This window comes from Desertibacillus haloalkaliphilus (assembly GCF_019039105.1).
GTDB classification, from domain to species: Bacteria; Bacillota; Bacilli; order Bacillales; family KJ1-10-99; genus Desertibacillus; species Desertibacillus haloalkaliphilus.
In genome coordinates, this window is record NZ_JAHPIV010000004.1 from 103,135 (window position 1) to 128,753 (window position 25,619).

The 25,619-nt window shown below is 38.0% G+C and carries 24 protein-coding genes and 1 pseudogene; 11 read left to right on the forward strand and 14 right to left on the reverse strand.

Translation table 11 applies throughout. The annotated features are described in order from the left end of the window. The first annotated feature begins 21 nt into the window (after positions 1 to 21). The 5 genes from KH400_RS05790 to KH400_RS05810 all read left to right on the forward strand — a co-directional run bounded on the left by KH400_RS05790 (position 22) and on the right by KH400_RS05810 (position 3,701). The gene (locus KH400_RS05790; RefSeq protein ID WP_217222835.1) at positions 22 to 456 is read left to right on the forward strand and encodes a PaaI family thioesterase; all 435 of its coding nucleotides are present in this window, start codon (positions 22 to 24) and stop codon (positions 454 to 456) included. Between the two features lie 18 nt (positions 457 to 474). Then, positions 475 to 1,215: a 3-oxoacyl-[acyl-carrier-protein] reductase gene (fabG, locus tag KH400_RS05795; protein ID WP_217222837.1), complete on the forward strand. Its 741-nt coding sequence runs from the start codon at positions 475 to 477 to the stop codon at positions 1,213 to 1,215. Between the two features lie 166 nt (positions 1,216 to 1,381). Beyond that, complete coding sequence (locus tag KH400_RS05800) at positions 1,382 to 2,356, forward strand: NAD(P)H-dependent flavin oxidoreductase (RefSeq protein WP_217222840.1); 975 nt, start codon at positions 1,382 to 1,384, stop codon at positions 2,354 to 2,356. Between the two features lie 44 nt (positions 2,357 to 2,400). After that, complete coding sequence (locus tag KH400_RS05805) at positions 2,401 to 3,342, forward strand: MBL fold metallo-hydrolase (RefSeq protein WP_217222842.1); 942 nt, start codon at positions 2,401 to 2,403, stop codon at positions 3,340 to 3,342. A gap of 80 nt (positions 3,343 to 3,422) precedes the next feature. Continuing rightward, positions 3,423 to 3,701: a hypothetical protein gene (locus KH400_RS05810; protein ID WP_217222845.1), complete on the forward strand. Its 279-nt coding sequence runs from the start codon at positions 3,423 to 3,425 to the stop codon at positions 3,699 to 3,701. A 120-nt stretch (positions 3,702 to 3,821) separates the two neighbouring features. Here KH400_RS05810 and KH400_RS05815 read toward each other — a convergent pair whose 3' ends face one another. From KH400_RS05815 to KH400_RS05830, 4 genes are all read right to left on the reverse strand, one after another. Beyond that, entirely contained in the window at positions 3,822 to 5,153 is a 1,332-nt protein-coding gene (locus KH400_RS05815) for a DUF2254 domain-containing protein (RefSeq protein WP_217222847.1), read from the reverse strand. A gap of 93 nt (positions 5,154 to 5,246) precedes the next feature. Then, on the reverse strand, positions 5,247 to 5,543 hold the full coding sequence (locus tag KH400_RS05820; protein ID WP_312889057.1) for a metal-sulfur cluster assembly factor: 297 nt from the start codon (positions 5,541 to 5,543) through the stop codon (positions 5,247 to 5,249). A 28-nt stretch (positions 5,544 to 5,571) separates the two neighbouring features. Further along, the gene (locus tag KH400_RS05825; protein WP_217222848.1) at positions 5,572 to 6,864 is read right to left on the reverse strand and encodes a heme-copper oxidase family protein; all 1,293 of its coding nucleotides are present in this window, start codon (positions 6,862 to 6,864) and stop codon (positions 5,572 to 5,574) included. A 5-nt stretch (positions 6,865 to 6,869) separates the two neighbouring features. Next, entirely contained in the window at positions 6,870 to 7,415 is a 546-nt protein-coding gene (locus KH400_RS05830; protein ID WP_217222850.1) for a DUF2249 domain-containing protein, read from the reverse strand. A gap of 167 nt (positions 7,416 to 7,582) precedes the next feature. Here KH400_RS05830 and KH400_RS05835 point away from each other — a divergent pair, with 167 nt between their 5' ends. From KH400_RS05835 to KH400_RS26890, 6 genes and pseudogenes are all read left to right on the forward strand, one after another. Further along, the gene (locus KH400_RS05835; protein ID WP_217222852.1) at positions 7,583 to 7,996 is read left to right on the forward strand and encodes a CoA-binding protein; all 414 of its coding nucleotides are present in this window, start codon (positions 7,583 to 7,585) and stop codon (positions 7,994 to 7,996) included. Positions 7,997 to 8,315: 319 nt separating this feature from the next. Further along, positions 8,316 to 10,289, forward strand: coding sequence for a DNA topoisomerase IV subunit B (gene parE, locus KH400_RS05840; RefSeq protein WP_312889058.1), 1,974 nt, complete (start codon positions 8,316 to 8,318; stop codon positions 10,287 to 10,289). Between the two features lie 3 nt (positions 10,290 to 10,292). Next, positions 10,293 to 12,728 carry a DNA topoisomerase IV subunit A gene (gene parC / locus KH400_RS05845; protein ID WP_217222855.1) on the forward strand — a complete coding sequence of 812 codons (2,436 nt, stop codon included), beginning with the start codon at positions 10,293 to 10,295 and terminating at the stop codon, positions 12,726 to 12,728. Between the two features lie 95 nt (positions 12,729 to 12,823). Continuing rightward, positions 12,824 to 13,294, forward strand: coding sequence for a metal-dependent hydrolase (locus tag KH400_RS05850; RefSeq protein ID WP_217222857.1), 471 nt, complete (start codon positions 12,824 to 12,826; stop codon positions 13,292 to 13,294). 694 nt (positions 13,295 to 13,988) lie between these two features. After that, positions 13,989 to 14,189, forward strand: coding sequence for a hypothetical protein (locus KH400_RS05855; RefSeq protein ID WP_217222859.1), 201 nt, complete (start codon positions 13,989 to 13,991; stop codon positions 14,187 to 14,189). A gap of 21 nt (positions 14,190 to 14,210) precedes the next feature. Next, positions 14,211 to 14,456 (forward strand): annotated as a pseudogene (locus tag KH400_RS26890) (OsmC family protein); the annotation flags it as partial. Between the two features lie 63 nt (positions 14,457 to 14,519). Here the strand turns inward: KH400_RS26890 and KH400_RS05865 are convergent. The 10 genes from KH400_RS05865 to KH400_RS05910 all read right to left on the reverse strand — a co-directional run bounded on the left by KH400_RS05865 (position 14,520) and on the right by KH400_RS05910 (position 25,615). After that, positions 14,520 to 15,515, reverse strand: coding sequence for a zinc-binding dehydrogenase (locus tag KH400_RS05865; RefSeq protein WP_217222861.1), 996 nt, complete (start codon positions 15,513 to 15,515; stop codon positions 14,520 to 14,522). Between the two features lie 12 nt (positions 15,516 to 15,527). Continuing rightward, a complete protein-coding gene (locus KH400_RS05870; protein ID WP_217222863.1) occupies positions 15,528 to 16,076 on the reverse strand; it encodes a TRAP transporter small permease subunit in 549 nt (182 codons plus the stop codon). A gap of 21 nt (positions 16,077 to 16,097) precedes the next feature. After that, positions 16,098 to 17,414, reverse strand: a complete 1,317-nt coding sequence (locus tag KH400_RS05875) for a TRAP transporter large permease (RefSeq protein ID WP_217222865.1) — start codon at positions 17,412 to 17,414, stop codon at positions 16,098 to 16,100. 185 nt (positions 17,415 to 17,599) lie between these two features. Next, positions 17,600 to 18,751 carry a TRAP transporter substrate-binding protein DctP gene (gene dctP / locus KH400_RS05880; RefSeq protein ID WP_217222867.1) on the reverse strand — a complete coding sequence of 384 codons (1,152 nt, stop codon included), beginning with the start codon at positions 18,749 to 18,751 and terminating at the stop codon, positions 17,600 to 17,602. A gap of 47 nt (positions 18,752 to 18,798) precedes the next feature. After that, entirely contained in the window at positions 18,799 to 20,193 is a 1,395-nt protein-coding gene (gene lpdA, locus KH400_RS05885; RefSeq protein WP_217222869.1) for a dihydrolipoyl dehydrogenase, read from the reverse strand. 28 nt (positions 20,194 to 20,221) lie between these two features. Further along, complete coding sequence (locus KH400_RS05890; protein WP_217222870.1) at positions 20,222 to 21,514, reverse strand: dihydrolipoamide acetyltransferase family protein; 1,293 nt, start codon at positions 21,512 to 21,514, stop codon at positions 20,222 to 20,224. A gap of 15 nt (positions 21,515 to 21,529) precedes the next feature. Continuing rightward, positions 21,530 to 22,501: an alpha-ketoacid dehydrogenase subunit beta gene (locus KH400_RS05895; protein ID WP_217222872.1), complete on the reverse strand. Its 972-nt coding sequence runs from the start codon at positions 22,499 to 22,501 to the stop codon at positions 21,530 to 21,532. Positions 22,502 to 22,530: 29 nt separating this feature from the next. Next, positions 22,531 to 23,496 carry a thiamine pyrophosphate-dependent dehydrogenase E1 component subunit alpha gene (locus tag KH400_RS05900; protein ID WP_217222874.1) on the reverse strand — a complete coding sequence of 322 codons (966 nt, stop codon included), beginning with the start codon at positions 23,494 to 23,496 and terminating at the stop codon, positions 22,531 to 22,533. Between the two features lie 35 nt (positions 23,497 to 23,531). Then, positions 23,532 to 24,284, reverse strand: coding sequence for an SDR family NAD(P)-dependent oxidoreductase (locus KH400_RS05905; RefSeq protein WP_217222876.1), 753 nt, complete (start codon positions 24,282 to 24,284; stop codon positions 23,532 to 23,534). A gap of 299 nt (positions 24,285 to 24,583) precedes the next feature. Further along, the gene (locus KH400_RS05910) at positions 24,584 to 25,615 is read right to left on the reverse strand and encodes a zinc-dependent alcohol dehydrogenase (protein WP_246589399.1); all 1,032 of its coding nucleotides are present in this window, start codon (positions 25,613 to 25,615) and stop codon (positions 24,584 to 24,586) included. Between the last annotated feature and the right edge of the window lie 4 nt (positions 25,616 to 25,619).

Consider the following 25,619-nt stretch of genomic DNA (forward strand, 5'->3'; position numbering starts at 1 on the left):
GAATGAAAAGGGGGAAAGGTAATGACAGAAAAAGATTTGATACAAAAAACTAAAGCAGCACTGGATCATAAGCGTTTAGAACCGGAAAACTTATTTTTATTTCATCTTCTAGATTTCAACTTTATTTATGGAGAGAATGAACAAACGTGCACCGTCGAATGTCCAGTTACTGAACCTATGTTAAACCCGATTGGAACTGTTCACGGGGGAATCTATACGTATATAGCTGACACTGCTATGGGTCATTTAAATTTTAAATTTAAAGATGCTCCATATGTCGCTCTAGAGCTGAAAACATCTTATTTCAAAACCGTAAGCGACGGGAAGATTTTTGCCACTGCCCGCTATAGTAAAAATGGATACAAAGTAGCTTTCCTAGAGTGTGTGATAACGAACGAGCAAAACGAAACATTGTGCGTAACCTCAGGAACCTTTTACCGTTATGAAAAGAAATAAAGGAGTTGAGATAGACCAATGAGATTACAAGATAAAGTTGCAATTATTACAGGTGCCGGACGCGGAATTGGTGCAGCCACGGCAAAAAAGTTTGCAAGCGAAGGTGCTAAAGTAGTTGTTGTCGATCTAAAAGAAGAAGATAGTCATCAAACGGTGGCGGAACTAAAAGAAAATGGTTCTGAAGCAATTGCAAAATGTGTAAACGTTACCAAACGTCCACAAGTTGAGCAGCTAATGGATGAAATAATTAAAGAGTTTGGTAGAGTTGATGTCGTTATCAATAACGCTGGGATTACCGCTGATTCTCAATTATTAAAGATGAGTGAAGAGCAGTGGGATGATGTGATTAACGTCAATTTAAAAGGTGTATTTAACGTTACTCAAGCTGCTGCTAAAGTGATGAAAGAGCAAAAATCAGGCGTCATTTTAAATGCCTCGTCCATTGTTGGTTCTTACGGGAATTTCGGTCAGACAAACTATGCTGCTGCAAAATGGGGCGTAAATGGCATGACTAAGACATGGGCAAAAGAGTTAGGAAAATACGGGATTCGTGTGAATGCGGTCGCACCTGGATTTATCCTGACTCCAATGACCGAAAAAATGCCCGAACATGTACTTGATATGATGAAGGACAAAGCACCATTACAAGACCTCGGCACACCAGAAGACATCGCAAATGGCTACGCCTTCCTCGCTTCTGATGAAGCTCGTTTTATTACGGGAACAATTCTAAGTATTGATGGTGGCGTCGTCATATAACGGAGACTATAAGCACAACATTTTTTTTAGACTAGATCTTTGTGCTTTTTTGTTATTTTCTATTGAATCATCTTACAAATCAATGACCAATGAATGGTGGTTTATAAGTGTCATTCATAACCGTCGTGTTGATCACTTACTCTTAAAGTTAGAAGGGAGATTTAGGATGAAAAACACCTTACCTCAACAACTTACTGAGCAACTGGAAATTCCAGTTATTGCTGCACCGATGTTTTTGATATCTAGCCCTAAATTAGTTATCGAAAGCTGCAAATCAGGAATCATAGGTTCATTTCCACTATTAAATGCTAGAACAGGAGCTATTTTAGAAGATTGGTTACAACAAATTACGACTGAACTTGAACAAATTAAATCCGAGGAACCTAGTCGCCGTGTGGCGCCATGGGCTGTAAATTTTATCGTACACCGGTCAAACAAACGATTTGAAGAAGATTTAGAGCTAATTAAAAAATATCAACCGCCCATCGTTATCACATCTCTAGGTAATCCAAAACCTATTGTCAAGATCGTCCATGACTATGGAGGGCTTGTCTTTTCAGATGTTGCTAACCTGGCACATGCTAGAAAGGCTGCTGACACAGGTGTCGATGGGCTGATCCTAGTTTGTAACGGGGCAGGAGGTCATGCTGGTACAACAAACCCATTCGCATTCATTAGCGCTGTCAAACAGTTTTGGGATGGAATAACGATATTAGCTGGATCAATCACCAATGGTCAAGATATTCTTGCCAGTCAAGCGCTAGGAGCCGACATTAGTTACATGGGTACGCGATTTATCGCAGCTTCAGAAAGCTTTGCGAGCGATGATTACCAACAAATGCTGATCGATTCCACTTTCGAAGATCTAGTTTATACAGATGCGTTTAGTGGTGTCAATGCTAACTACTTAATCCCAAGTATTCAAAAAGCAGGCCTAGATCCGGAGAATCTGCAAAAAAAGGAAGACATAGACTTTTCCGAAATGGATCAATCAAAACCTAAAGCAAACGCTTGGAAAGATATTTGGTCTGCCGGACAAGGGGTAACCACAATTAAAGATGTCAAGCCAGTGGCTGACATTATTACTGAACTGAAAAACGATTATCATCATGCACTTGATGCATTGGTAAAAAACAAGTAAAACATCTCAAAAAAGACCTAGTAGATAATTATGGAGGATGACGTATGCTAAATCAATTAGGATTAACGAAAGTGACTATCGACTTGCCGTTTCGACTAAATCATGTCAATTGTTACCTTGCTGAAAATGAAAAAGGCCTAACCATTATTGATACAGGCTTAAACAATGATCAATCACGCATGACATGGGAAAAATATGTTGGCAATAAACAGGTTGAAAAACTATTCATCACACATTATCACCCTGATCACTATGGATATGCGGGCGAGCTACAACAACGAACCGGAGCTTCTGTTTGGATGTCGGAGGTTGATACTGCACTAGCGGATAAATTTTTAAACGATGAATCGACTGGTTTAACAAAAGTATTTTTTGAACTATGTGGTGTTGGAGAGGACCTATTGGTTCAGTTGGCAGATAATTCAACCAACTTCCGTTCGCGTGTCACACCTCAACCAAGAGTAGATTACTATTTTGAAGAAAATAAGAAGGTTGTCATTGGTGAACTCGCATATGACGTAATTTTTACACCGGGACATTCAAGTGGTCTCGTATGCTTTTATAATAAGGAAAAAGATGTTCTTATATCAACTGACCACATTCTTCCAAAAATTACGCCAAATATCTCTTGTACCATTTATGGCTTAGATAATCCATTAGCTAATTACTTTGAATCGTTACAGAAAATAAAACAACTTGATGCTTCGTATGTCATTCCTTCTCATGGTGAACCATTTTATCATGCTAATCAGAGAATTGATGAGATCATCGCTCACCATGATGAGCGATTGGAACGAACACTAGAGATTTTGACATCTGAGGTAACGGTTCTAGAAGCATCTAAACAATTGTTCAGAAAGGAGCTTACAGTCCATGAAATGAATTTTGCTATAGGGGAAACGATGGCACACCTCGAATATTTATATCACAAAAATGAGTGCGTAAAAGAAAACGTCAACGGCAGATTGATGTATTACCGTAAATAATCGATTGACCCTAGCTAGAACTCATAAATCCCCCCCCTCAGTCATATAAACATAAAAAGCTAAGAGAGGGGATGGGGTAGGTGAATAAAAAGACGATCAAGCAGATTAAAGAGACAGTGAATGATATTTTAGCTACAACAAAGAAAAGCAATATAAGTGAAGCTGAGACTCTTAAACAAACGATTGTAGGATTAACAGAAGCCATTGAACAACTTACGCTAGTGATATCGAATGGTAACGATCAGGAGGCATTACAATTAGCCAAAAAACAATTGGACATCGTTTATCAACAGCTCAATAATGAGGAGAAGAAAAATGACCATGAACGACCGTTTGTTCAATATCCATTTAATGAATAAACATTAAGAAGGGCCTGTCCTAAAGCAAGTAGTGATTATCTCAGTTGCTTCATTTATCAACATGTACAAAAATGAGATAAGAGCCACTTATCGGACAGACCCTGTTTCTCTTTCCTTCGATTAGATCGGAATGAAATCCTTTTGAAAGCCAGTTCGTTGTGCCAAACGCTCAAGCTTACGATTCATATAGTTACGATCGAGTTCTAATAGCAGTTGGTGATCTAAAGCTTCTAATATATATCGGCTAAAGTCCCAAATTTCTTTTTTTATCTCACCATTATTTTGCTCAGCAATCACTTGTAAGGCTTCGATAATTGCTGCGAGGACAGAAATATCTTCACTTGAATATTGTCTAATTTGGTAAAAACTTTTATATAAGTAATCAGAAAAGCTTGGCTGCTCAATAATGAGACGGAGACTTCGTTTATCATCATTAAAAAAAGAACGATGGAGATTTTTATTACCCAATCTTGCTAAGATTTTCCCTAATTGTCGAATGCAGCTAATCGCCGTATTTGGATCATTAATGCCTGGAGAAAGTGCCCGAAGTCCAATTTCAACAATCTTTGTTATCCCAAACTCAACATCTTGAATGGTCGCTCGTTCACTACCGAAACTAAAAAACGTTAGGTAATCCGTCTCAATTTTATTCCCTTCCAAATTATATAACAATAACAACGTCGACCCTTTATCGACATAATCTCCTAATCTTTTCTCTAGTTTTATAATACAGTTATCAGCTTTCGCTTTCTCAACCAGGTCTTCAATATCAATGAGTTGTAAATAACCAGAAACGATTGACTGAATTTCTTTTGGCTCCATTTGTGTAATTTCTTCACTTTCCCAATCTTCCCACGGAGCATCTTTATGGTTGTGAGTTTCCTCATTAAAGTTCTTGTCAATAGATTTTATCGTATCAGCACAGATATGGTGGATTAAATTACTAACTTGTATCCAGTTCCCAACGTGGTGAATAAAGAAGACGAAAAAACCGACACAAATAAACGCAACCACCACAGCAAGGGCAGGTGAGATAAACAGAGCATCATCATCATACCGCTCACGTAGCAAAAGTAACAACAATGTAGAATAAATAAAACCGCCAATAAAAACCCCTAATACTCGCTGTGTACTATGGTCCATCATAAAATCTTGTAACGTCCGTGGTGAAAATTGTGATAGGTACGTCGTTAAAACAACCATAATTGACGAAAACGTGATTGTCGTCATTGTAAGTAAAGAAGCAGAAATTGCTCCTAAAAGAGTTTGTGCAAGTGCAATATCGGTCAATAACCAATCACGCATCCACTGGGCATGACCCATTGAAGGTACGGACACATCAATCAAAAAGCAAACGACGGCCAACACAAAGGCCAATACTCCGTAAAAACTCGGAATAAACCAAAAACTCGCACGAATCTTAAATAATATTTTAGAAAAGGAACCTGTCATACATAAACCCCTTACCCAGTTTATTTAAATTAGTTTAACCAGGTTATAGGAGTTTATGATATATCCTAGAGGATGACTTATTTCCTATTTCATTTAAGTAAATTGATCACGAATTTTACCACTCATCATTTCTGGTGTCCACTGCGGCTCCCACACGATGTTAACTTGAATTGCCCCGACATTTGGTAAGGATTCAACAGCAGAATGAACGCCTGATTTCATCATGTCGTGTAGTGGGCAACCAGGTGTTGTAAGCGTCATTGTGATGATAATGTCATTATTATCAATCTTCACACCGTAGATTAACCCTAAATTTACAACGTCAACACCAAGTTCTGGATCAATCACCGTTTCTAATTTCTCGTATACCTGTTCTTTTGTCATTGCCATTTTAAAATCCCTCCCGACAAAATTGCTATTAAGAATACGTAAACACAGCCAACAGATGTATTAAAAAGTAAATCGTTACTAAAGCCAAACTAATTTGTCCTATCATTATAATTGTGGTTAGTTGCAACGCAATTCCAATAGCCAAAACAATAACAGCAATGGCCATCAATACTAGTCGACGCTGCACTTTCGTTTCATCAATTAATTGATGAAGAGACGGAACATTTTCCTTACCCACTCGTTTACCGAAAGCAAACGTCCACCAAAGAAATGGAATGATTTTTGAGGTGTAACCTAAAATGGTTATATTTACCCACCCTAATAAATAAAGCACCGAGATTACAGTTAAGAATGTTAGGTTGGAAAACAGATGTGTATCTATAGTTAAAACTACTAAAATACCTGCACTAATGATGATGAACCAATCGATAATTCTTACCGTTAACGCAATTCCTTTCCCAGGATTCTTCTTAAATTTCTTAGAAATGATCTGCTTTATATGCAGTCGGTAAACAACAAGGATCACTAACAATAAGAACAATCCTACCCACGTTAGACTAAATGAAACAGGCATAAAGAAGCTTGAAGTAATCGTTAGTAGTGAGACGTGTAGTAATACTAATATCCACTTTTGCAAACGCTCCGGATAACCATGTGACAGGTAAAACATCGGCAACATTTTGAAGCTGTAACCGATAATTAAAAAGAGGAACCAGCCAATAAAGCCAAACCAAATGTGCGATGCAAGAAGAGATGAATGGATATCACCAAACAGTGGATATTGAAAATTGATAACCATCAAAAATCCGAAAATAATCGTTAACAATAAATAAAAGAGTGCACTATACATTGCAAAAAGAATTGGATTCCATGCCCTCGTCTTAAAAATGGTCAGTAAAATATTACTAATAAATAAGAGTGTCCCAATAATCACTAGGGCTCCCGAGATGATTAGCGTTACCGTGTTAAATTCGAAAAATCCGATCAGTAACCCGATACTTCCAGCTGTATATAAAAAGTAATGAACCATCCCTAATCTCGTACTAAACAATTCATTTTGAGTCACCACAGGGACTAACTGATAGACAGCTCCCATGACAAACATCGTCGCCCAACCTAACACAAACAAGTGAACGGCTGCGATTGTCGACACCTGTCGCACTCCGCTCGTATGAAAAAGACCACCGGCAAACAAAAGCAGGATCGAAAAAATAAGTAATGATAGAAAACCCGTTATCATAAATGAAAATGGTAAATAAAAGTTTTGCCTGGAAGAGTCAGTCATCAATGTTGTGTTCTGTACACTTGCTGCAGTTCCCATGATCGTTATCCCTCTCTTTTGACAATCGTAATTTCGACAGACCCATCCTGACACTCAATGTGGGAGTGCTTATAGCCAAGTTGCTCCAATTCTTCAATTAAAAATACTGGTACACGATCATTTCTAATCTTTAATGTCTCATCGTCAGACATTTTTTCAAGCTTTGATAACGTGCGAATCATTGGTTGTGGTGGCTCTAGACCACGATTATCTATATAATAATGATCACCAAGGCTTATACTAGGATCATGGCTTGAATCTGATAATTGACCTTTCTGTGCGTCTTCTTCTTTTTTCTTAAAGAAAGAGAAACGCTTTTTCTTCTTTTTAAAGGTAGTTACATAATAATTGTTGTCTATTTTTTCTACTTCATTTGTAAATCCTTTAGTCTTAAGTAGTGAGAGCAATGGTTTTGGCTTGAATGTTGTGTGTAAGATAAAGGTATCATCTTTTTCCAATGATTTAACAGCTTTCATAATTTTTTGAAACGGCTCGATCTTATTTTTAAGATCTTCACGCACATCTAACTCCACCACTTTCCCTTTTGCCATTACTAGCACCTCCTCTGTGTTTTGTTACTGAAAGAATAGTACATAACCACAGTAGATGCAGTGACAGTTGTCACCACGCAAATCTCAAGCAACTTCCTTTGCTCAATTTGTGAAATCGTTTACAATAGAGGTATAAATAACCAATTTAAACGAGGGAGTGTATTACCATGGAATTTGAAAACCCAAGCCGAGAAGAGATTAAGGAAGTTCTAAAAAAAGCGAATCGAATTGCCGTTGTTGGCTTATCAAATAACCCAGAACGAACGTCTTATATGGTTACTGAAGCGATGCAGGCTGCAGGGTATGAAATTATTCCTGTTAATCCAATGGTTGATGAAGTATTAGGACAAAAGGCCGTTTCTTCTCTTAAAGAAATCGATGGTCATGTCGATATCGTTAATGTCTTTCGACGTAGTGAGCATTTACCCGCGGTAGCAAAAGAAGCTGCGGAAATAAAACCAGACGTATTTTGGGCACAATTAGGAGTAGAGCATGAAGAAGCCTATGAAATTTGTAAAGAAAACCAGATCACTTGTATCATGGATCGGTGTATAAAAGTAGAACACGCCCTGACAAAATAACTGTTTAACAAAGCTCTTAACATATATGCCAAATGTTAGGGGCTTTTGTCACTTTTGCGCGAAATGAAGGAAAAAGGTTGCGAAACAAAAAAATAAAGATACAATGAATTAAAGACAGCAACTGCAGATACTATAAAACTCAGCTACGAACAACAATAGAAACAAATGTTCCTTTATGGTAATATATTCATGAGAGTTAGTTCAAAAAGGTGCTATAGAAACCATGAATGAACAAAAATTCGATAAAGAAATTCATGATTTTTCTAAGATCTTTTTGAGCTACATCTACAAGTACGTTTGTTTGAAAGGGGTCTCTACTGTGGCTACAAAACAACAATTTGACTATAACGATGATGCCATTCAGGTGCTAGAAGGGCTTGAAGCGGTACGGAAACGCCCAGGAATGTATATCGGAAGCACCGATAGCAAAGGGTTGCACCACCTCGTTTACGAAATCGTAGACAATGCCGTAGACGAAGCATTAGGGGGATACGGTAATTTTATAAAAGTAACTATCCATAAAGATAACAGCATTAGTGTCAGTGATGAAGGACGTGGTATGCCTACTGGAATGCATAAAATGGGGAAGCCAACGCCAGAAGTCATCCTTACTGTATTGCATGCAGGTGGTAAATTTGGTCAAGGCGGCTATGCGACAAGCGGTGGTTTACATGGTGTTGGCGCATCAGTCGTTAATGCATTATCTGAATCACTTGAAGTCGAAATAAAACGAGATGGCAACGTTTATCGACAGCGATTCGAGAATGGTGGCCATCCTGTCACGACACTAGAAAAGGTTGGGAAGACGAAGAAGACAGGTACAACCATCCGTTTCAAACCTGACACGACCATTTTTAGTGTAACGGTTTATAATTTTGAAACCTTATCAGAGCGCTTACGTGAAGCTGCATTTTTATTAAAAGGTTTAAAAATTGAATTGCATGATGAGCGAAAAGGCAAAGAAAACAAAGAGCTTTTTCACTATGAAACAGGAATTGAAGCCTTTGTCGAATACTTAAATGAAGACAAAGAAACCCTTCATCCTGTCGTTTTTTTCAACGGGGAACAAAACGAAATAGATGTTGAATTTGCGTTCCAATTTAACGATGGTTACACCGATAACGTTCTATCCTTTGTTAATAATGTTCGTACAAAGGATGGCGGAACACACGAGTCTGGTGCGAAGTCTGCAATGACACGAGCAGTCAATGAGTACGCAAGAAAAGTGAATTTATTAAAAGATAAAGACAAAAATCTTGATGGGTCAGATATTCGTGAAGGGTTTACAGCGATTATTTCCATTCGAGTTCCCGAAGAGAAGCTCCAATTTGAAGGGCAAACAAAGGGGAAACTCGGAACGCCTGAGGCAAGATCTGCGGTTGATGGTGTCGTTTCAGAGAAGTTATCCTTTTTCTTTGAAGAAAATCCAGAGATCAGTACGATGCTTGTCAAAAAAGCAATAAAAGCAGCACAAGCCCGCGAAGCTGCGCGCAAGGCACGTGAAGATGCCCGTAGTGGGAAAAAGAACAAGCGGAAAGACGTGCTTTTAAGCGGAAAGCTAACACCTGCACAATCGAAAAATCCGCAACGCAACGAACTTTACCTTGTTGAGGGAGATTCAGCAGGAGGATCAGCTAAACAGGGACGTGATCGAAAGTTCCAAGCCGTATTGCCACTACGTGGGAAAGTTATAAACACTGAGAAAGCAAAGCTCGAAGATATCATGAAAAACGAAGAAATTCGGACGATTATTCATACGATCGGTGCCGGTGTCGGTGCGGACTTTACGGTTGATGATATAAATTACGACAAAATTGTCATCATGACAGATGCAGATACTGATGGTGCGCATATCCAAGTGTTACTGTTAACCTTTTTCTATCGCTACATGCGCCCGCTAGTTGAGGCTGGAAAGATCTATATTGCACTGCCTCCTTTATATAAAATTAGTAAAGGAAGCGGAAAAAAAGAAGTGGTTGAATACGCATGGGATGAAGAAGGATTACAAGATGCGATTAAAAAAGTCGGAAAAGGCTATACGATCCAACGATACAAAGGTCTGGGGGAAATGGATGCCACACAACTTTGGGAAACAACGATGGATCCAGAGACAAGAACACTCATTCGCGTCAAAATTGATGACGCTGCTAGAGCTGAAAAAAGAGTGACGACGTTAATGGGGGATAAAGTTGAGCCGCGAAGAAAGTGGATTGAATCACACGTAGCCTTCGGATTAGAAGAAGAAACGAATATTTTAGAGAATGAAAATCTTTCAGTCATGGAGGAGGAATAGAGCTTGGCACAAACAGATCGATACTTAGACCTTCCATTAGAAGACGTGATTGGGGACCGATTCGGAAGGTATAGTAAATATATTATCCAAGAACGAGCACTCCCAGATGCACGGGATGGGTTAAAGCCCGTCCAACGACGAATTTTATATGCCATGCACAAGGACGGCAACACGGCCGATAAGCCCTTTCGAAAATCAGCAAAAACTGTAGGTAACGTCATCGGGAATTATCACCCTCACGGGGATTCATCCGTTTATGAAGCAATGATTCGTATGAGTCAAGACTGGAAAGTACGAAAAGGTCTAATCGAAATGCACGGAAATAATGGATCTGTTGATGGTGATCCTCCGGCTGCCATGCGTTATACGGAGGCTAGGTTATCAGCAATCTCTTCTGAGCTATTACGTGATATAGAAAAAGAAACGGTCGATTTTATACCAAACTTCGATGATTCTCAAGAAGAGCCAGTGGTTTTACCTGCGATGTTTCCTAACTTACTCGTTAACGGTTCAACTGGGATATCAGCGGGATATGCCACTGATATCCCTCCGCATCACTTAAGTGAAGTGATTGACGCAGCAATTATGCATATGGAAAAGCCGTCAGCCAGTTTAGATGAACTGATGCAGGTCATTAAAGGGCCTGATTTCCCAACAGGGGGAATTGTACAAGGCATTGACGGTATTCGCAAAGCGTATGAAACTGGAAAAGGAAAAGTTGTTGTTCGTGCAAAAACTGAGGTCGAGGACTTAAAAGGCGGGCGTCAACAAATAGTTATTACTGAAATTCCTTACGAAGTTGTCAAAGCAAATCTAGTAAAGAAAATGGATGAACTCCGCTTTGATAAAAAAGTAGATGGCATTGCTGAAGTACGTGATGATACCGACCGTACAGGATTAAGAATTGTCATCGAACTCAAAAAAGAAGCTGACGCTGAAGGTATTTTAAATTTCTTATTCAAAAACACAGATTTACAGATTACATACAATTTTAATATGGTCGCTATCTTTAACAAAACACCACAGCTTCTTGGACTAAAACAGCTGTTAAAAGCTTATGTCGATCACCAAAAGGAAGTAGTTACGAAGCGTTCACAATATGAGTTAAACAAAGCGTTAGAGCGTGAGCACATTGTTGAGGGACTCATTAAAGCGATTTCTATCCTCGATGAAGTGATTGATACGATTCGCGCTTCAAAGGACAAACGCGATGCAAAAAACAACTTAATTGAGAGTTTTGAATTTACTGAAGCTCAAGCAGAAGCCATTGTGACCTTACAATTATATCGACTGACCAATACCGATATTACAACGTTAGAAGAAGAGGCTGCCGAGCTTGAGAAACAAATCAAGAAGTTAAAAACCATCCTAAACAGTGAAAGCAAACTTATTCAAGTCATCAAAAAGGACTTACTAGCGATCAAAAAGAAATTTGCGGATGAACGACGCACGGTCATTAAAGAAAAAATTGAAGAAATTAAGATTAATATGGAAGTTCTTGTCCCATCAGAAGATGTAATGGTCACCGTTACAAAAGATGGCTATATTAAACGCACAAGTCTACGGTCGTATACCGCGTCAAATGGTGAGGACCCCGGGATGAAAGATGAAGATTATTTAATCGCTCAATATGAAATGAATACAACCGATACGATGCTGCTGTTTACCAACACAGGGAATTATTTATACTTGCCTGTTCACCAATTACCCGATATCCGCTGGAAGGATCACGGGCAGCATGTCGCAAATGTGGTAAGCCTTGAACGAGACTCTAAAATTTTAAAAGCCATTCCAGTAAGAGAATTTAAGGAAGATGAGTATTTACTATTCTTCACAAAATACGGGATGGTGAAGCGCTCACAACTGTCATTATACCAAGCACAGCGTTATTCAAAAGCATTGGTTGCACTCCGTTTAAAAGATGACGATGAAGTCATGAACGTATTTGTCACAGATGGTAAACAAGATCTATTTATCGCCACTCATGCAGGTTACGGATTATGGTTTAGTGAAGATGAAGTAAACATGGTTGGTCAACGAGCAGCAGGCGTCAAAGGAATTAATTTAAAAGAAGAAGATCATGTCATCAATGGGGCCGTGTTCCCAGCAAATAAAAAAACGGGCTTCTTTATCATAACCCAGCGCGGAGCAGTGAAACGCATTTCAATCAATGAATTTGATAAATCAAGTCGCGCTAAACGCGGTCTTGTTATGCTAAGAGAATTGAAGAAAAATCCGCACCGAATCGTAGCATTCAACAGGATTGAAGGAAACGAAACTTTCGAATTAGTGATGAAAGACGGCACATCAACAAACGTTAACCCAAGTGAATGGAAAAATGCAGACCGTTATAGCAATGGATCATTTGTTATCGATTCAGGAAAAGCAGGGGAAGTCGTCGAAGTACGAAAACACCTGATACAAAAGGAGGATGAGTAGATATTTTTTCTACTCATCTTTTCATATTTATTACACATAAACATTATGTAAACAAACAACAATAAAGAACGATCATCAAAGGAGTAATAACGAATATGAAGGGAAGTACACATCTGCTAGGTGGATTAGCTGCAGCAGTAGCAACGTATCATACCATTCACATTGACAGTCCAACGATTTTTTACGTTTCAGCAATCATCGGCTCAATGATACCAGATATTTGTCATCCGAATTCAATGATTGGAAGACGACTAAAAGTGATATCAAAACCTTTAAACAAAGCATTTGGTCATCGAACGATTACACATAGTTTATTATTTTTGTTAGCGATTTATTGGATAACAAGTCAATTGCCGACATCATATAGTAGCGAAATTCAAGTAGGGTTAACAGCCGGTATGATTAGTCATTTCATTCTAGATGCCATGACAGCGAGAGGCATTCAATTATTTTATCCAATTAAAGCTATGATTCGTTTACCATTTTACACAAAAACAGGATCAGCAATTGGCGAAGGTTTTGTTTCCATAGGTTTATTAGTTGTTATTATTTATAACCTCATATAATTTCATCTTCCGTCTCACTATCTTAAGTATACTTAGGAAACGAGACGGGAAATGAATGATTTTTATTGGATCTCATAATATATATTATGTAAACTAGAAAAAATTTAAAATCATATCCTAACTTGCTAATCCGCTAATAAGGTTCATTAACTGCGACCGTTCCCCCACATTTAACGATAATATCCGGTGCTAAATAACAATATCTGGTGTTCCAATTGTATATTTCTGGTCCCGCGATCCATTTTTTCATCCAAGATTAATATTAAGTGTAATGTTTATGTTTTCTTTATTGAATTTAACCTCTTAATCCATGACTCAATTGTTTAATTTATCTTACAGTAACCGTAGCTGAAAATTAGAACCTAGCATTTTTCTATCCTTTTCGTATTCGTATCCTTTGTTAACTTTGTAGTATCTTGAACAATGAATTCAAATATATCGCCGTTTTGGGAGCGTATGAGTTTTTGTTCAAGGTTCCTTTTAATCGATTATTTGTTTTTGGGACAGTTTTTTAGAAGGCTGGATGTCTATCGAAAAAGAGTATAGAAAATTAGTTATTGTAATGTAACTGCAAAAAAGTTTTCATAATGCTTTTCCACTTTATTTTTTATATCCAAAAATAACCTATACATAAAGCCGAATTAATTGATTAAAATCAGATTATTCTGTATTCTGGTGGTAAGGTGGTGATTAAATGAATGAACCAATTGAATTAACCGAAATAACAGTAATACAAAAGGATACTGCTAATAAAATCCGTCAAGCGAAGATAAGCGGATTCGATGAACCAGTATTATATGGCGTGCATGGTGGAGTTAAAAAGTTTTATGGGGTTGAACCTGAAATTGAATATCCTTCAACGCTTGATCATATTGTATCTGCTGCTGGAGGCTGACTAGTTGGAACCCTTTCTGGCGCGCTGGAGGCGCGTAAAATTCCAACGACAAATAATGTTAAGGCAAAGGTTCAAGGTACTATCGAAGCTCCAGAAGGCGTATTAAAAATCACGAAAATTAGCTGTCATTACGATGTAAAAGTTCCAAGTGACAAAAAGGAAGCTGCCGAAAGAGCTTTGTCAGTTTTTGAACGAAATTGCCCTGTTGCTCAGACCCTCAAAGGGGCTGTAGAATTTAAGCACTCATGGGTAATTGAGGAATATTAATCAACTACAAAAAGATTTACCTTCGATAAGGTAAATCTTTTTGATGTCTATTTTTATTTTAACTTAATCTTCAATTTTAATCCCGATCTTTCCGAATTGCTTTGCATCATCGAGATGGTTTAATGCTTCTGTTGACTCAGTAATTGCAAAAATCCTATCAATGACTGGCCTTACCTCTTTCTCTGATACAAACTTCAACATTTCTCTGAATTCATCCTGACTTCCCATTGTCGTTCCCAATACGGTAATTTGATTTATAAATAAATCAAACAGATTAATATTTAAATTATACCCTGAGGTTCCACCAAAGATTACCAGTCTTCCTCCATTTCTTAACAACCCTAATGATTTATTAAATGTGGCTTGCCCAATGCTTTCAATAACGATATCAATTTTTTCATCTTGAAGTTTTTCTTGCCAGTCTGTATTCGTATCAATTGTGACATCAGCACCAAGCTTTTTGGCCATTTCCAATTTTTCTGCTGATCTTGAGCTTACAACAACACGGTTACCTAAAGCTTTTGCAAATAGTAAAGCAAACGTAATCGTTCCGCTTCCGATACCCGGCAGAAAGACAGTTTCATTTGGTTGAATGTTTCCTTTCGTAACGAGAGCTCGATATGCCGTTAAAGCAGATAATGAAAACACCCCTGCTTCTTCCCAGCTTAAATAAGCCGGTTTTACCTCTACATTTTCCGCAGAAATGACAATTTTTTGTGCCAATGTTCCAGTATGGTTTCCTCCTAAAATTTCAAAACCTTCTGGTGCTCCATCACTTTTTTTCTTCCATCTCAAGCTAGGGTTGATAATAACTTCGTCTCCTACTTTAAAATTCTTAACATTAGATCCAACTTCTTCAATAACACCAGCACCATCAGACCCTATGATCAGCGGTTGATCGCCTTCTTTTTGTCTCCCCAATACAAATAAATCACGGTGATTTAACCCTGCAGAATATAAATTCACTTTCACTTCATCTTGACAAACCTTTATTTCATCAATTTCTTCATACGAATCTACTTGTTTTCCATTCGTTACTCTATGGTAAAACGCTTTCATATTATCACCTCATCACAAATTATTAGTACCTTCATCCTCATCTGAATAAAACTTGAACAAAGCTCGTTTCATTTGAAAGTTACGAATCAAAATAAAAATAATTTCCAAATTAACGAGGATAAACATAACTGGAATGAGAAATAACACGTGATAGTATGGATAAATGACTCCACCGGCTGTAAACGATGAAGCCGATGCAACACCACTTATTGCAAATTTAAATGAATAGTATATTACGAGTGAAAATAAAAGGAACTCAAACAGTAGCAAAGAATTTGCAATGATGGCTTTTAGTTTGCCTTTAAACTTATCTAGTAGTACTTCCATCCTTGGTAGTACACCTGTTGCATATACATAAGCTAGGCCAGGAATGATTGCCAAAGGCATTAAATAATATTGAACAAACTCAATACTCCCATTTAAAGAACCTGTAAAGAAGTTTCGACTGAAAACATCAGCCACAATAAAGAACATCATGGCAAATATACTTATTCCACATATAACAATCCCAATTGATTTAATTGATTGAAATATATGGTACGATTTCTCAAACCTTGTCATAACATTCCACCCCCTCTACGCTTATTTCATTGAGTTAGGTAACCATAATGCAATATCTGGAAATGCAATCATCACACCACCAACTACAATTGATGTAACAATCGCAAACACTAATGTAAATCGGAAAATCGAATCCGATGAAATACGACTCGAACCTGATACTGCATACACACTAATACCCACTGGTGGAGTGATTAATCCAATGGTACCAATAACAGAAACGAAAACACCAAACCAGAGTGGATCGACATTTAGTGCACTAATAATTGGGAGAGCAACTGGTGTTGTCATCAAGATAACCGCAGCACCCTCAATAAACATAAATAAGAAGAAATATACTATTAACAGAATACCTAGTACAAGAGCAGGATAAGCCATAATTGGTTCTAAAAGCTCAATTAATCTTCTCGGAACTAACGACAGCGAAATGAAGCGTCCGAAAACTTGTGCCCCTATAAGAATTAACATTACCATAACAGAGGTTTTCACAGTTTCAGAAATTGATTTCATAAAAAACGTCTTATTAACCTTTCCTAATACTAAAGCGCAAAGGAAAGCAACAAACGCGCCTACAGCACCAGCTTCAGTTGGTGTTACAAACCCCATATAAATACCGCCGAAGATAACACCGATAATAATCAAAGCTACCGATGTAATAATAATGAGCCGTGTAACAGCAATTTTTACATAGTCGGAATCCTCATCAGTTGATACAATATTTCGTTTGTTCCATGAAGATCTCATTAAAAAAAACATAACGAGAATAAATACAAGAGCCGTTAAAACCCCAGGTAAAACTGCCCCCATGAACAATTGACTAATAGGTGTTTCTGTAGCTATACCATATATAATTAACGTGACACTTGGTGGAATAATACTGGACAAAGATCCTCCCGTTGCTGCAATCGCTCCCGATAATGGAGGACTAAACCCCCTTTTATTTAACTCAGGCACTGCAACTTGCCCTAAGGCTGCCGAAGATGCTGTTCCGGAGCCTGAAACAGCCCCTAAAAAACCCCCTGCCACAATCGTCAGTCCACCTAGAAAACCGCCGCTTCCATGTGATATGCGATGGACAATATTAAAATAATCCTTGACGATATCAGTTTGTAATATAAACTGTGCCATTAGTATGAACAATGGAATGGTTGATAATGAATAGGTTGCAACACTATGATAAGGTTGGTTTCCTAATAAGCCTTCTAGCACGCCAAAACCATCTAATAGAATTAAACCAATTACTCCCGAAGCAAGTAATACCGAATGAATGTATAAACCTGATAATAACAATATTGTAAATAATATTATTACTATGGTTATTGTAGCTACAGCACTCACCTTTGAATTCACCACCAAACCTTTGAATTATATGAACAACTTTTCAGTTATCGCGTTAGGGGTATTACTATGTATTCTGCATCTAATAAACGTATACATTGATTGGATGACATTACACCCCATGTCATTTGATAAGAATTATCCGCTATATTCCACTTTTAGAACATAGCGGATAAGAGTGAAGATTAGTAATTTTCTAAATCCATTAATTCCTCAGGCACTTCTCCACCAGCTTCGATCATAATATCACGCCATAGAATTGCAATGTCTTTCCCTGGATATCCATTATTTTCTAGGAACTCAATGTAATCATACCAAGTCTGAACATTAGCATCGGTGATATGCTCTTGAACTTCTTCCGGTAGATCATTGAATGAAATGAACTGACCGTCAGCCTCTTCCATATTATAAGACCTTGCCGCATCTGCTCGATCGATCCACTCTTGAATTCCGTCTTCATACAACTCATCATGCGCTTGTAACATAGCGTCTTGAACCTCGCTTGGCAAGCTATCCCACGTTTCTTGAGTCATGGCAAACACACCATTGGATGAACCAAGGAACAAGTCATCAATTGTGTATGTGAGTAGATCTTGGAACCCAGCACCTGTCCAGTCAGCAGGTGTATGGAAAATACCTTCAAATGCTCCTCTATTTAAAGCATCAAATGCTTCTACAATATTCATTGAAACACTGTTTACACCCATGTTTTCAGCCATTAGCTCAAATAAAAGGTTGGGCGTTCTCATCGAAATACCTTCAACATCATCCACTGAATTAAATTCATAACCAGTTGTTGAAATTGAATATACAGCTCCTGCATTAAGCGTTAATGAGAAGAATCCGTTATCAGCATAATGTGATTCATAATAAGACTTTCCAGTATCTCCAAGTTCAACATCGCTTTCCATTAATTTTCTCAGAGCTTCACCACTAATAAATTCGTCAGTATGACTAACTGGTAAAAACGTGATAGAAGAAGCTGGAAACATGTTTTCATGATAGAATGGGACTAAAATCGCTACATCTATTGTTCCATTTTTTAAAGCATCTGGCTCCTGACCAACTTCCACTAACTCACCACCAGAAAACCCTTCAAACTGAACTTGCCCATCAGTTAGCTCCTCTACACGGTCCATCCATGGAACCATAAATGCAGTCCACCAGCCATGTTGATCACTTAAACCAGTCGCAGCACGGAGCGTAATAGTTTCGCCTGTATCATTCGACGTATTATCTGAACCAGCAGGATCAGAGCCACCTCCGCCACAAGCAGCTAGCATTAATATAGACATCGACACTAGTAAAGTCATAAAAAATTTACGGTTTTTTTTCATTAAACTGTTCACCCCGAATATATTTTTTTAATTAATACTTTACACCGTTACATCGAATGTAATGGTTTTCCTTCAGCTAATAAAGCAAGTTCCTTAATCACTTCGGATAAAGATGGATGTGGATGAATGATTGATGCAACTTCCTCGATAGTACTTTCTAAACTCATAATACTCGTCACACCGGTGACCAATTCATTCACATGCTCCCCTACGATTGAAAAGCCTACAATCTCACCATATTTTTCATCTACTATAATTTTCGCCATACCTTCGGCTCTACCTAGACCATTAATTAATGCTTTTCCATTTCCTTGTAACGGAACTTTATACGCCTTCACTTGATTATATTGCTCTCGCGCTTGTTTTTCGGTTAGCCCTACTGAACTAATTTCTGGAGACGTAAAGACGGAACGGGGCACAAATTGATCTTCAAATTCAACCTTTTGACCCGCGATATTTTCCGCTGCTACAACGCCTTCATCATATGCTGCATGCGCCAATTGCCAGCTTCCAACAATGTCACCCACAGCATAAATGTGCTTAACATCGGTCTGCATTTGTTTATTGACTTTAATAAAGCCTCTGTCTGCTTGTATACTAGTTTTATCCAGCTGTAAAGTATCAGCATTACTAGTTCGGCCCGCAGCAATTAAAACTTTTTCCGATGATAATGAGGATTGTTGACTATCTTTTTCTAGGAATAATGTCACTTCTCGATCGCTCTTACTAGAAGAGACAACCTTTGTATTTAAATGGAATTGTACACCTCGATTTTTAAGTGCTTTTACTAAATAGTTGACAGCATCTTGATCTTCATTCATCAAAGCATGCGGTGCAACCTCAACGACAGAAACGTTGACACCTAACTGTGAAAAAATACTAGCAAATTCCATTCCAATAACGCCGGCACCGACGATTGTAAGTGACTGTGGTAACTCCTTCCAGTTCAAGACGTCTGTACTCGAGACAACATGTTCTCCATCAAATGGGATTAGAAGTTCTGTCGGGCGTGTACCTGCGGCAATAATAATATTTTCCGCTTCTATTTCTATCGTTTCTTTTTCGGTCATTACCTTTATTTGATTATCTGAAACAAATTCCGCTGTCCCACTAATTACTTCAGCGCCTGCACGTTTTAATAAAGCATTGACCCCACCTGTTAATTGTTTGACAACCTTTTGCTTACTCTTTTGAAACTTGATTAAATCTAAACCATGATAAGTGACATCCACTCCTAAGTTTTCCAGATCATTAACTTTACCGGTAGAATTGGCTAACTCCACCATATATTTTGTCGGTATACAGCCTACGTTTAAACAAGTTCCACCTAGATGTTGCTTTTCAATCAAAACGGTTTTTAAGCCTAATTGTGCAGCTCTTATGGCAGCTGCGTATCCCCCAGGGCCGCCACCGATCACGACAGTTTGCCATTTTTTTTGCAATGAACTTTCACCTCATTTCGAGTTATCATTATTTAATTAAAAGTAGTTTAGGATTTTCGATAATTTGTATGAACGCTTGAAGAAACTCTCCTGCAGTTGCGCCGTCGATCAAACGATGATCGAATGTTAAGTTATATCCCATCATATCGCCTACTATAATTTCACGGTTTTCATTGACAATTGGTTTTTCTTTAATTTGTCCTACCCCTAAGATGGCAACTTCAGGTTGGTTCAAGATCGGTGTTGCGTAATAACCACCATAACTACCGACATTTGTTATTGTAAAAGTTCCACCTGATACGTCATCTGTGGTGAGTGAACCATTTCTTGCTTTATCTACTAATCTCGTAAATTCATTAGCAATTTCATGTAAAGACAATTGATCAACATTTTTAATAACAGGTACGACTAACCCATCATCAATGGCTACTGCACAGCCGATATTAATATTTTTCCATTGGATAATCTCCTTATCATTAATACTAGAATTAAAGACTGGGAGCTCCTTTAAAATAATAGATACTGCTTTAATAATTAAATGATTAAAGGATATTTTATAACCTAGATGTTCTGCGATATCATCATTTAATTCTTTTCTGAATTGCACGAGTTTGCTCACATTTACTTCATTAATATCAGTAAGCTGTGCTGCTGTTTGTAAACTTGAAACCATATGCTTTGCAATGTTCTTCCGCATGCCCTTTAAAGGTTTTCTTTCAGCGATTTGTTTTAAACCATGCTGTTTATTGTCAGGTTGTGATGAATCCGGTTCTTCAGTTGTTACAGCTTCAACGGTAGTGTTTTGCTCTTTGTTTTCAATTGCTTGAAGAACATCTCGTTTAACAATCGCTCCAGACGGTCCGCTTCCAGTTACCATCGTTAAGTCAATGCCGTTTTCTCGGGCAATTTTTTTCGCCAAAGGAGTCGATTTCACTTTTCGATTCTTTTCAACAGCGTCTCCATTGCATGCAGTGAGTTCTGGTTTAAGAGTTTTTTGTTCCTGCACTTCATTCAGCTGTTTTTCTACGTTTTTATCGTCGTCTTTATGCTCTGACTGTTCATTATTTATGCTTTCGTATTCGTCCCTCGTTTCAGCAATTGTTGCTACAACAACCCCTACATCGTACTCCTCACCTTCATGACCGATAACTTTCACAAAACCGGAAGCTGGTGAGTCGATTTCATAGGTGACTTTTTCCGTTTGGATAGTAAGTATAATGTCACCTTTTTCTACTTGATTACCTTCCTCAATATTCCACTGATCAATCACTGCACTTTGCATTTCAACACCAATTTTTGGTATTCTTAGTTCCGTTGCCATTGTTTTTCCCACCTTTTAGCGACACATCTCTTTTGCTTCATGGACAATTCTATCGACTGTTGGAAAATGCGCATCTTCATTTACCCCTAAAGGAATCGGTGTAAATGCACCAGCAACTCGTTTAATTGGTGCATCTAAATCATAAATCAGTTCTTCAGAAATCATACTTGATACTTCAGCACCGAAGCCACTCTCTTTAGGCGCTTCATAAACCACCATGGCACGATTTGTCTTCTGGACCGACTCCAACACCGCTTCTTTATCTAAAGGTACTAATGTTCTTAAATCTACAACTTCTACATCAATACCTTCCTTTTCTAACTTTTCAGCCGCTTCTAAAGACTGATATACCGGCTTTCCGTAAGTAATTATCGTTAAGTCTGAACCTTCTCTTTTAATGTCTGCTTTGCCTAAAGGAACAGTGTACTCTTCATCAGGCACTTCCCCTTTAATACTAAAGAGAGCTTTATGTTCAATAAATACAACTGGATTATCATCTCGGATCGATGATTTAAGCAAACCTTTCACGTCATACGGGGTTGATGGATAGACCACTTTCAATCCCGGAACATGAGTAAACCAGCTTTCTAAACTTTGTGAGTGGTGGATACCTGCGCGGAAACCTCCTCCAGCAAGTGTGCGTACAACCATCGGCACTTTTATATTTCCGTTGGTAACATAGTAGGTTTTGGCTGCTTGATTGGCTATTCCCTCTATCGCCAATGTAATAAAATCCATGTACATGATTTCAACAATTGGACGGTACCCTATCATTGCGGCTCCAACACCTAGACCAGTGATACCCTCTTCACTAATCGGGCTGTCCTTTACTCGCCAGCTACCATATTTCTCATGTAGCCCCCTTGTTAAACCAAATACACCCCCAGATTTTCCGATGTCTTGCCCAATCATAAACACTTTATCATCACGAGCAAGCTCTTCATCAAGTGCGTGGGTTATTGCCCATCTAAAATTTATTTTTCCCATTACAATTCTTCCACCCTTTCATTTACTGTCTACGCATAAACATTTTTAAAAGTATCTGAGACTGTTGGGTAATCAGATTGAAGTGCAAATTCAATTGCTTCTTCCATCTCCTTTTCAACGCGAGCTTCGATCACTTTGATCTCCTCTTCAGTTGCAACTCCGTCGTTGATTAATTCCAATTTAAAAGCAAAGACAGGATCTCTTTTCGCCCAGTACTCTTTTTCCTTGTTGTCGCGATATTTCATCGGATCACCTTCATAATGGCCATCCAAACGATAAGTTTTTGCTTCTATCAAAGTTGGACCTTCACCTTTTCTAGCTTTTTCAATTGCATATTTAAAAGTTTCATATGATTTAATTGGACTAAAACCGTCAGTTACGATACCTTCTATGCCATATCCGCTAGCACGGCTTGCAACATTTTCGACACTCATATGTTCATCGATTGATGTGAATTCAACATATTGATTATTCTCACATGTAAATACAATCGGTAACGACCATAGTGCTGCCATATTCAAAACTTCATGGAACGAGCCGCGATTACTTGATCCTTCACCAAAATTGCAAACAACAACACAATCATTACCTTCTAACTTATTTGCATAAGCAATCCCAAGTCCAATTGGCATTCCGCTTCCTAAAACTCCTGATGTGCCATAAATTTTGGTCTCAACATCCATAATGTGTATCTCACCAGAAATACCACCACAACAACCTGTCTTTTTTCCCATAATTTCCGCTAACAACGATTTTGCTGATAACCCTTTTGCTAGATAGAGGGGGCGATCACGATGATGTGGTACTAAAAAGTCATTTTGATTCATGGCCATCCCGAAGGCGGCCCCAATCGCTTCATGCCCTCTATTAGAATGAATCCAGCCTACCACTTTGTTATCGGCAAACAATCTCTGCAATTCATCCTCGAAACATCTTCCTTGATAGATTTTTTCATAGAGACTGAGCTTAAATACTTTAGAATTCTGTGCATTCAATGTTCAAAACCCCTTTAAATAATAATGGTGACTTTTTAAGCCATAACAATCCCGCCATCGACGTTTAATATTTGACCCGTCATATAAGTACTTAAATCTGATGATAAAAACAGGGCAACTTTACCGACATCATTCGGTTTACCAATTCTTTGTATTGGAATTTTAGAAAAATATTCCTTTTTCTTATCACTTTCCATATTGGCAATCATCTTTGTTTCAATGACACCAGGTGCAATCGCGTTAACATTTATACCTTTAGGTCCTAACTCCTTAGCTACTGATCGTGTTAATGAAATGACGCCACCTTTAGAAGCCGCATAGTGAGATTGAAATAAATTTGATCCAGTAACACCAGCTATGGAAGCAATATTAACAATTTTGCCTCGTCCCTTTTTGACCATGTGTAATGAGGCGTGTCGGATCATATTATACGTACCGTTTAAATTAATCTTAACTATTCGATTAAAATCCTCTTCATCTAATTCATAAATTGGGGTGGTCAATCCCGCTACACCAGCAGCATTTATAAGAATTTCTGGAACTGCATGATTTAATGCTATGTCATCAATTGTTTCTTGAACTGCAGAATAGTCTGTTATATCTAATGTCATAACTTTCGCTTGATCTTGGTTAGGTAAGTTACTTAGAGCATCATCTAACCCCTTTTTGTCGATATCTATTAAATAGACAAATGTATTTTCATGATTTAAATATGTGGCGATACTTCTACCGATTCCGCCACCTGCTCCTGTAACGAGCGCTACCTTTCCTGAAATATCTAAATCCATCTATATCCCTCCTTTTATCCCTACACAGCCCTTTACACCTCAAAAAAATTATGAATATTCCGAATTATTTAAGGGTATTTAGTCTTGCATATTCGTTAATGTAATCTCATTTAATCTAATATCATTAGCTTTTCATGAAAATATTTTCTGATTATCAAACTATTCTATGAAAATTCCTTATTATTAGATTAGATAGTTCCTCCAAAATCTATTTGCAAATGGTGTGTTGGACTACCACTTACGTCATTGTTGTCCTTTTATCAACTACCTTTACCTCATCTGACAAAGGGTTTAAAAATTTATGCATTACTAGTGTTGTAAATTAAAACCTTGGCCCCATCTTTTGCATCACAAATCTTAAAGGCCTCTTCCCAACGACTAAGAGGGAAGCGATGTGTGATGATTTTTTCTAAATCGTCTCCTGACTTTTTTAGTATTTCCATCACTTTTTCCCATGTAGTTATCCCGTGTCCCATTGACCCCTTAACAACCAATTGTTTATATAGAATCGTATCGAAGTCTAACGTTACGTCTTTACCGATAACACCCACCTGTAAAAAGGTGCCTGTTTTCTTTAAAACATCAAGTCCACTTTTTATAGCGTGACCACTTCCCGAACACTCTACAACTAAATTAACACCAATGGCATTTGTTTCTTCATCAACAATGGCATGTAAATCTTCTCTAGTTACATCAATTGTTCTTTCACATCCAATTTCCTTAGCTAAATTTAAGCGCTCTTGATCTTGTGATGTTCCTGCTACCAAAACTTTACAACCTTTATTTACTAACACATATGAAGCCAATAATCCAATTGGTCCAGGCCCCGTAACTAAAACGACATCATCTTTTTTAATTGTTGTCAATTCTTCAATGGGCTGTGTAACAACTGCCAATGGTTCAGACATAGCAGCAACCTCATAGGATACATGGTCAGGAATCTTGTAGCACATATCCTCTCTTACGACAACATACTTTGCAAAACCACCATTCACGTGTAAACCCATACCTTTTCTATCAGAACAAAGGGTGTATAGACCTTTATTGCAATACTCACAACGTTGACATGTGTGGACATTTGAAGGTAAAACCGTCACACGATCACCGACAGAGATGTTTTTTACATCATCCCCTACTTCAACCACTTCTCCAGACATCTCATGGCCAATAACAATTGAATCCGTCACTTCAAAATCATTGTGGTAAATATGTAAGTCCGTTCCACAAATTCCTGTGTACTTAATTTCAATTTTCACTCCAGAATCATCAACCTTTGGCTCTTCAACATCCATTATTTGTATACGATCACCTTGTTTTACTAAGCCTTTCAAACTT

Coding starts and splice junctions, on each gene's coding strand:
- KH400_RS05825 (WP_217222848.1), bottom strand. CDS start 6,864: ATGGGAACTGCAGCAAGTGTACAGAACACAACATTGATGACTGACTCT.
- KH400_RS05895 (WP_217222872.1), bottom strand. CDS start 22,501: ATGGGAAAAATAAATTTTAGATGGGCAATAACCCACGCACTTGATGAA.
- KH400_RS05835 (WP_217222852.1), top strand. CDS start 7,583: ATGGAATTTGAAAACCCAAGCCGAGAAGAGATTAAGGAAGTTCTAAAA.
- KH400_RS05800 (WP_217222840.1), top strand. CDS start 1,382: ATGAAAAACACCTTACCTCAACAACTTACTGAGCAACTGGAAATTCCA.
- KH400_RS05870 (WP_217222863.1), bottom strand. CDS start 16,076: ATGACAAGGTTTGAGAAATCGTACCATATATTTCAATCAATTAAATCA.
- dctP (WP_217222867.1), bottom strand. CDS start 18,751: ATGAAAAAAAACCGTAAATTTTTTATGACTTTACTAGTGTCGATGTCT.
- KH400_RS05890 (WP_217222870.1), bottom strand. CDS start 21,514: ATGGCAACGGAACTAAGAATACCAAAAATTGGTGTTGAAATGCAAAGT.
- KH400_RS05790 (WP_217222835.1), top strand. CDS start 22: ATGACAGAAAAAGATTTGATACAAAAAACTAAAGCAGCACTGGATCAT.
- fabG (WP_217222837.1), top strand. CDS start 475: ATGAGATTACAAGATAAAGTTGCAATTATTACAGGTGCCGGACGCGGA.
- KH400_RS05905 (WP_217222876.1), bottom strand. CDS start 24,284: ATGGATTTAGATATTTCAGGAAAGGTAGCGCTCGTTACAGGAGCAGGT.
- KH400_RS05830 (WP_217222850.1), bottom strand. CDS start 7,415: ATGGCAAAAGGGAAAGTGGTGGAGTTAGATGTGCGTGAAGATCTTAAA.
- KH400_RS05855 (WP_217222859.1), top strand. CDS start 13,989: ATGAATGAACCAATTGAATTAACCGAAATAACAGTAATACAAAAGGAT.
- KH400_RS05815 (WP_217222847.1), bottom strand. CDS start 5,153: ATGACAGGTTCCTTTTCTAAAATATTATTTAAGATTCGTGCGAGTTTT.
- KH400_RS05805 (WP_217222842.1), top strand. CDS start 2,401: ATGCTAAATCAATTAGGATTAACGAAAGTGACTATCGACTTGCCGTTT.
- KH400_RS05850 (WP_217222857.1), top strand. CDS start 12,824: ATGAAGGGAAGTACACATCTGCTAGGTGGATTAGCTGCAGCAGTAGCA.
- KH400_RS05865 (WP_217222861.1), bottom strand. CDS start 15,515: ATGAAAGCGTTTTACCATAGAGTAACGAATGGAAAACAAGTAGATTCG.
- KH400_RS05820 (WP_312889057.1), bottom strand. CDS start 5,543: ATGGCAATGACAAAAGAACAGGTATACGAGAAATTAGAAACGGTGATT.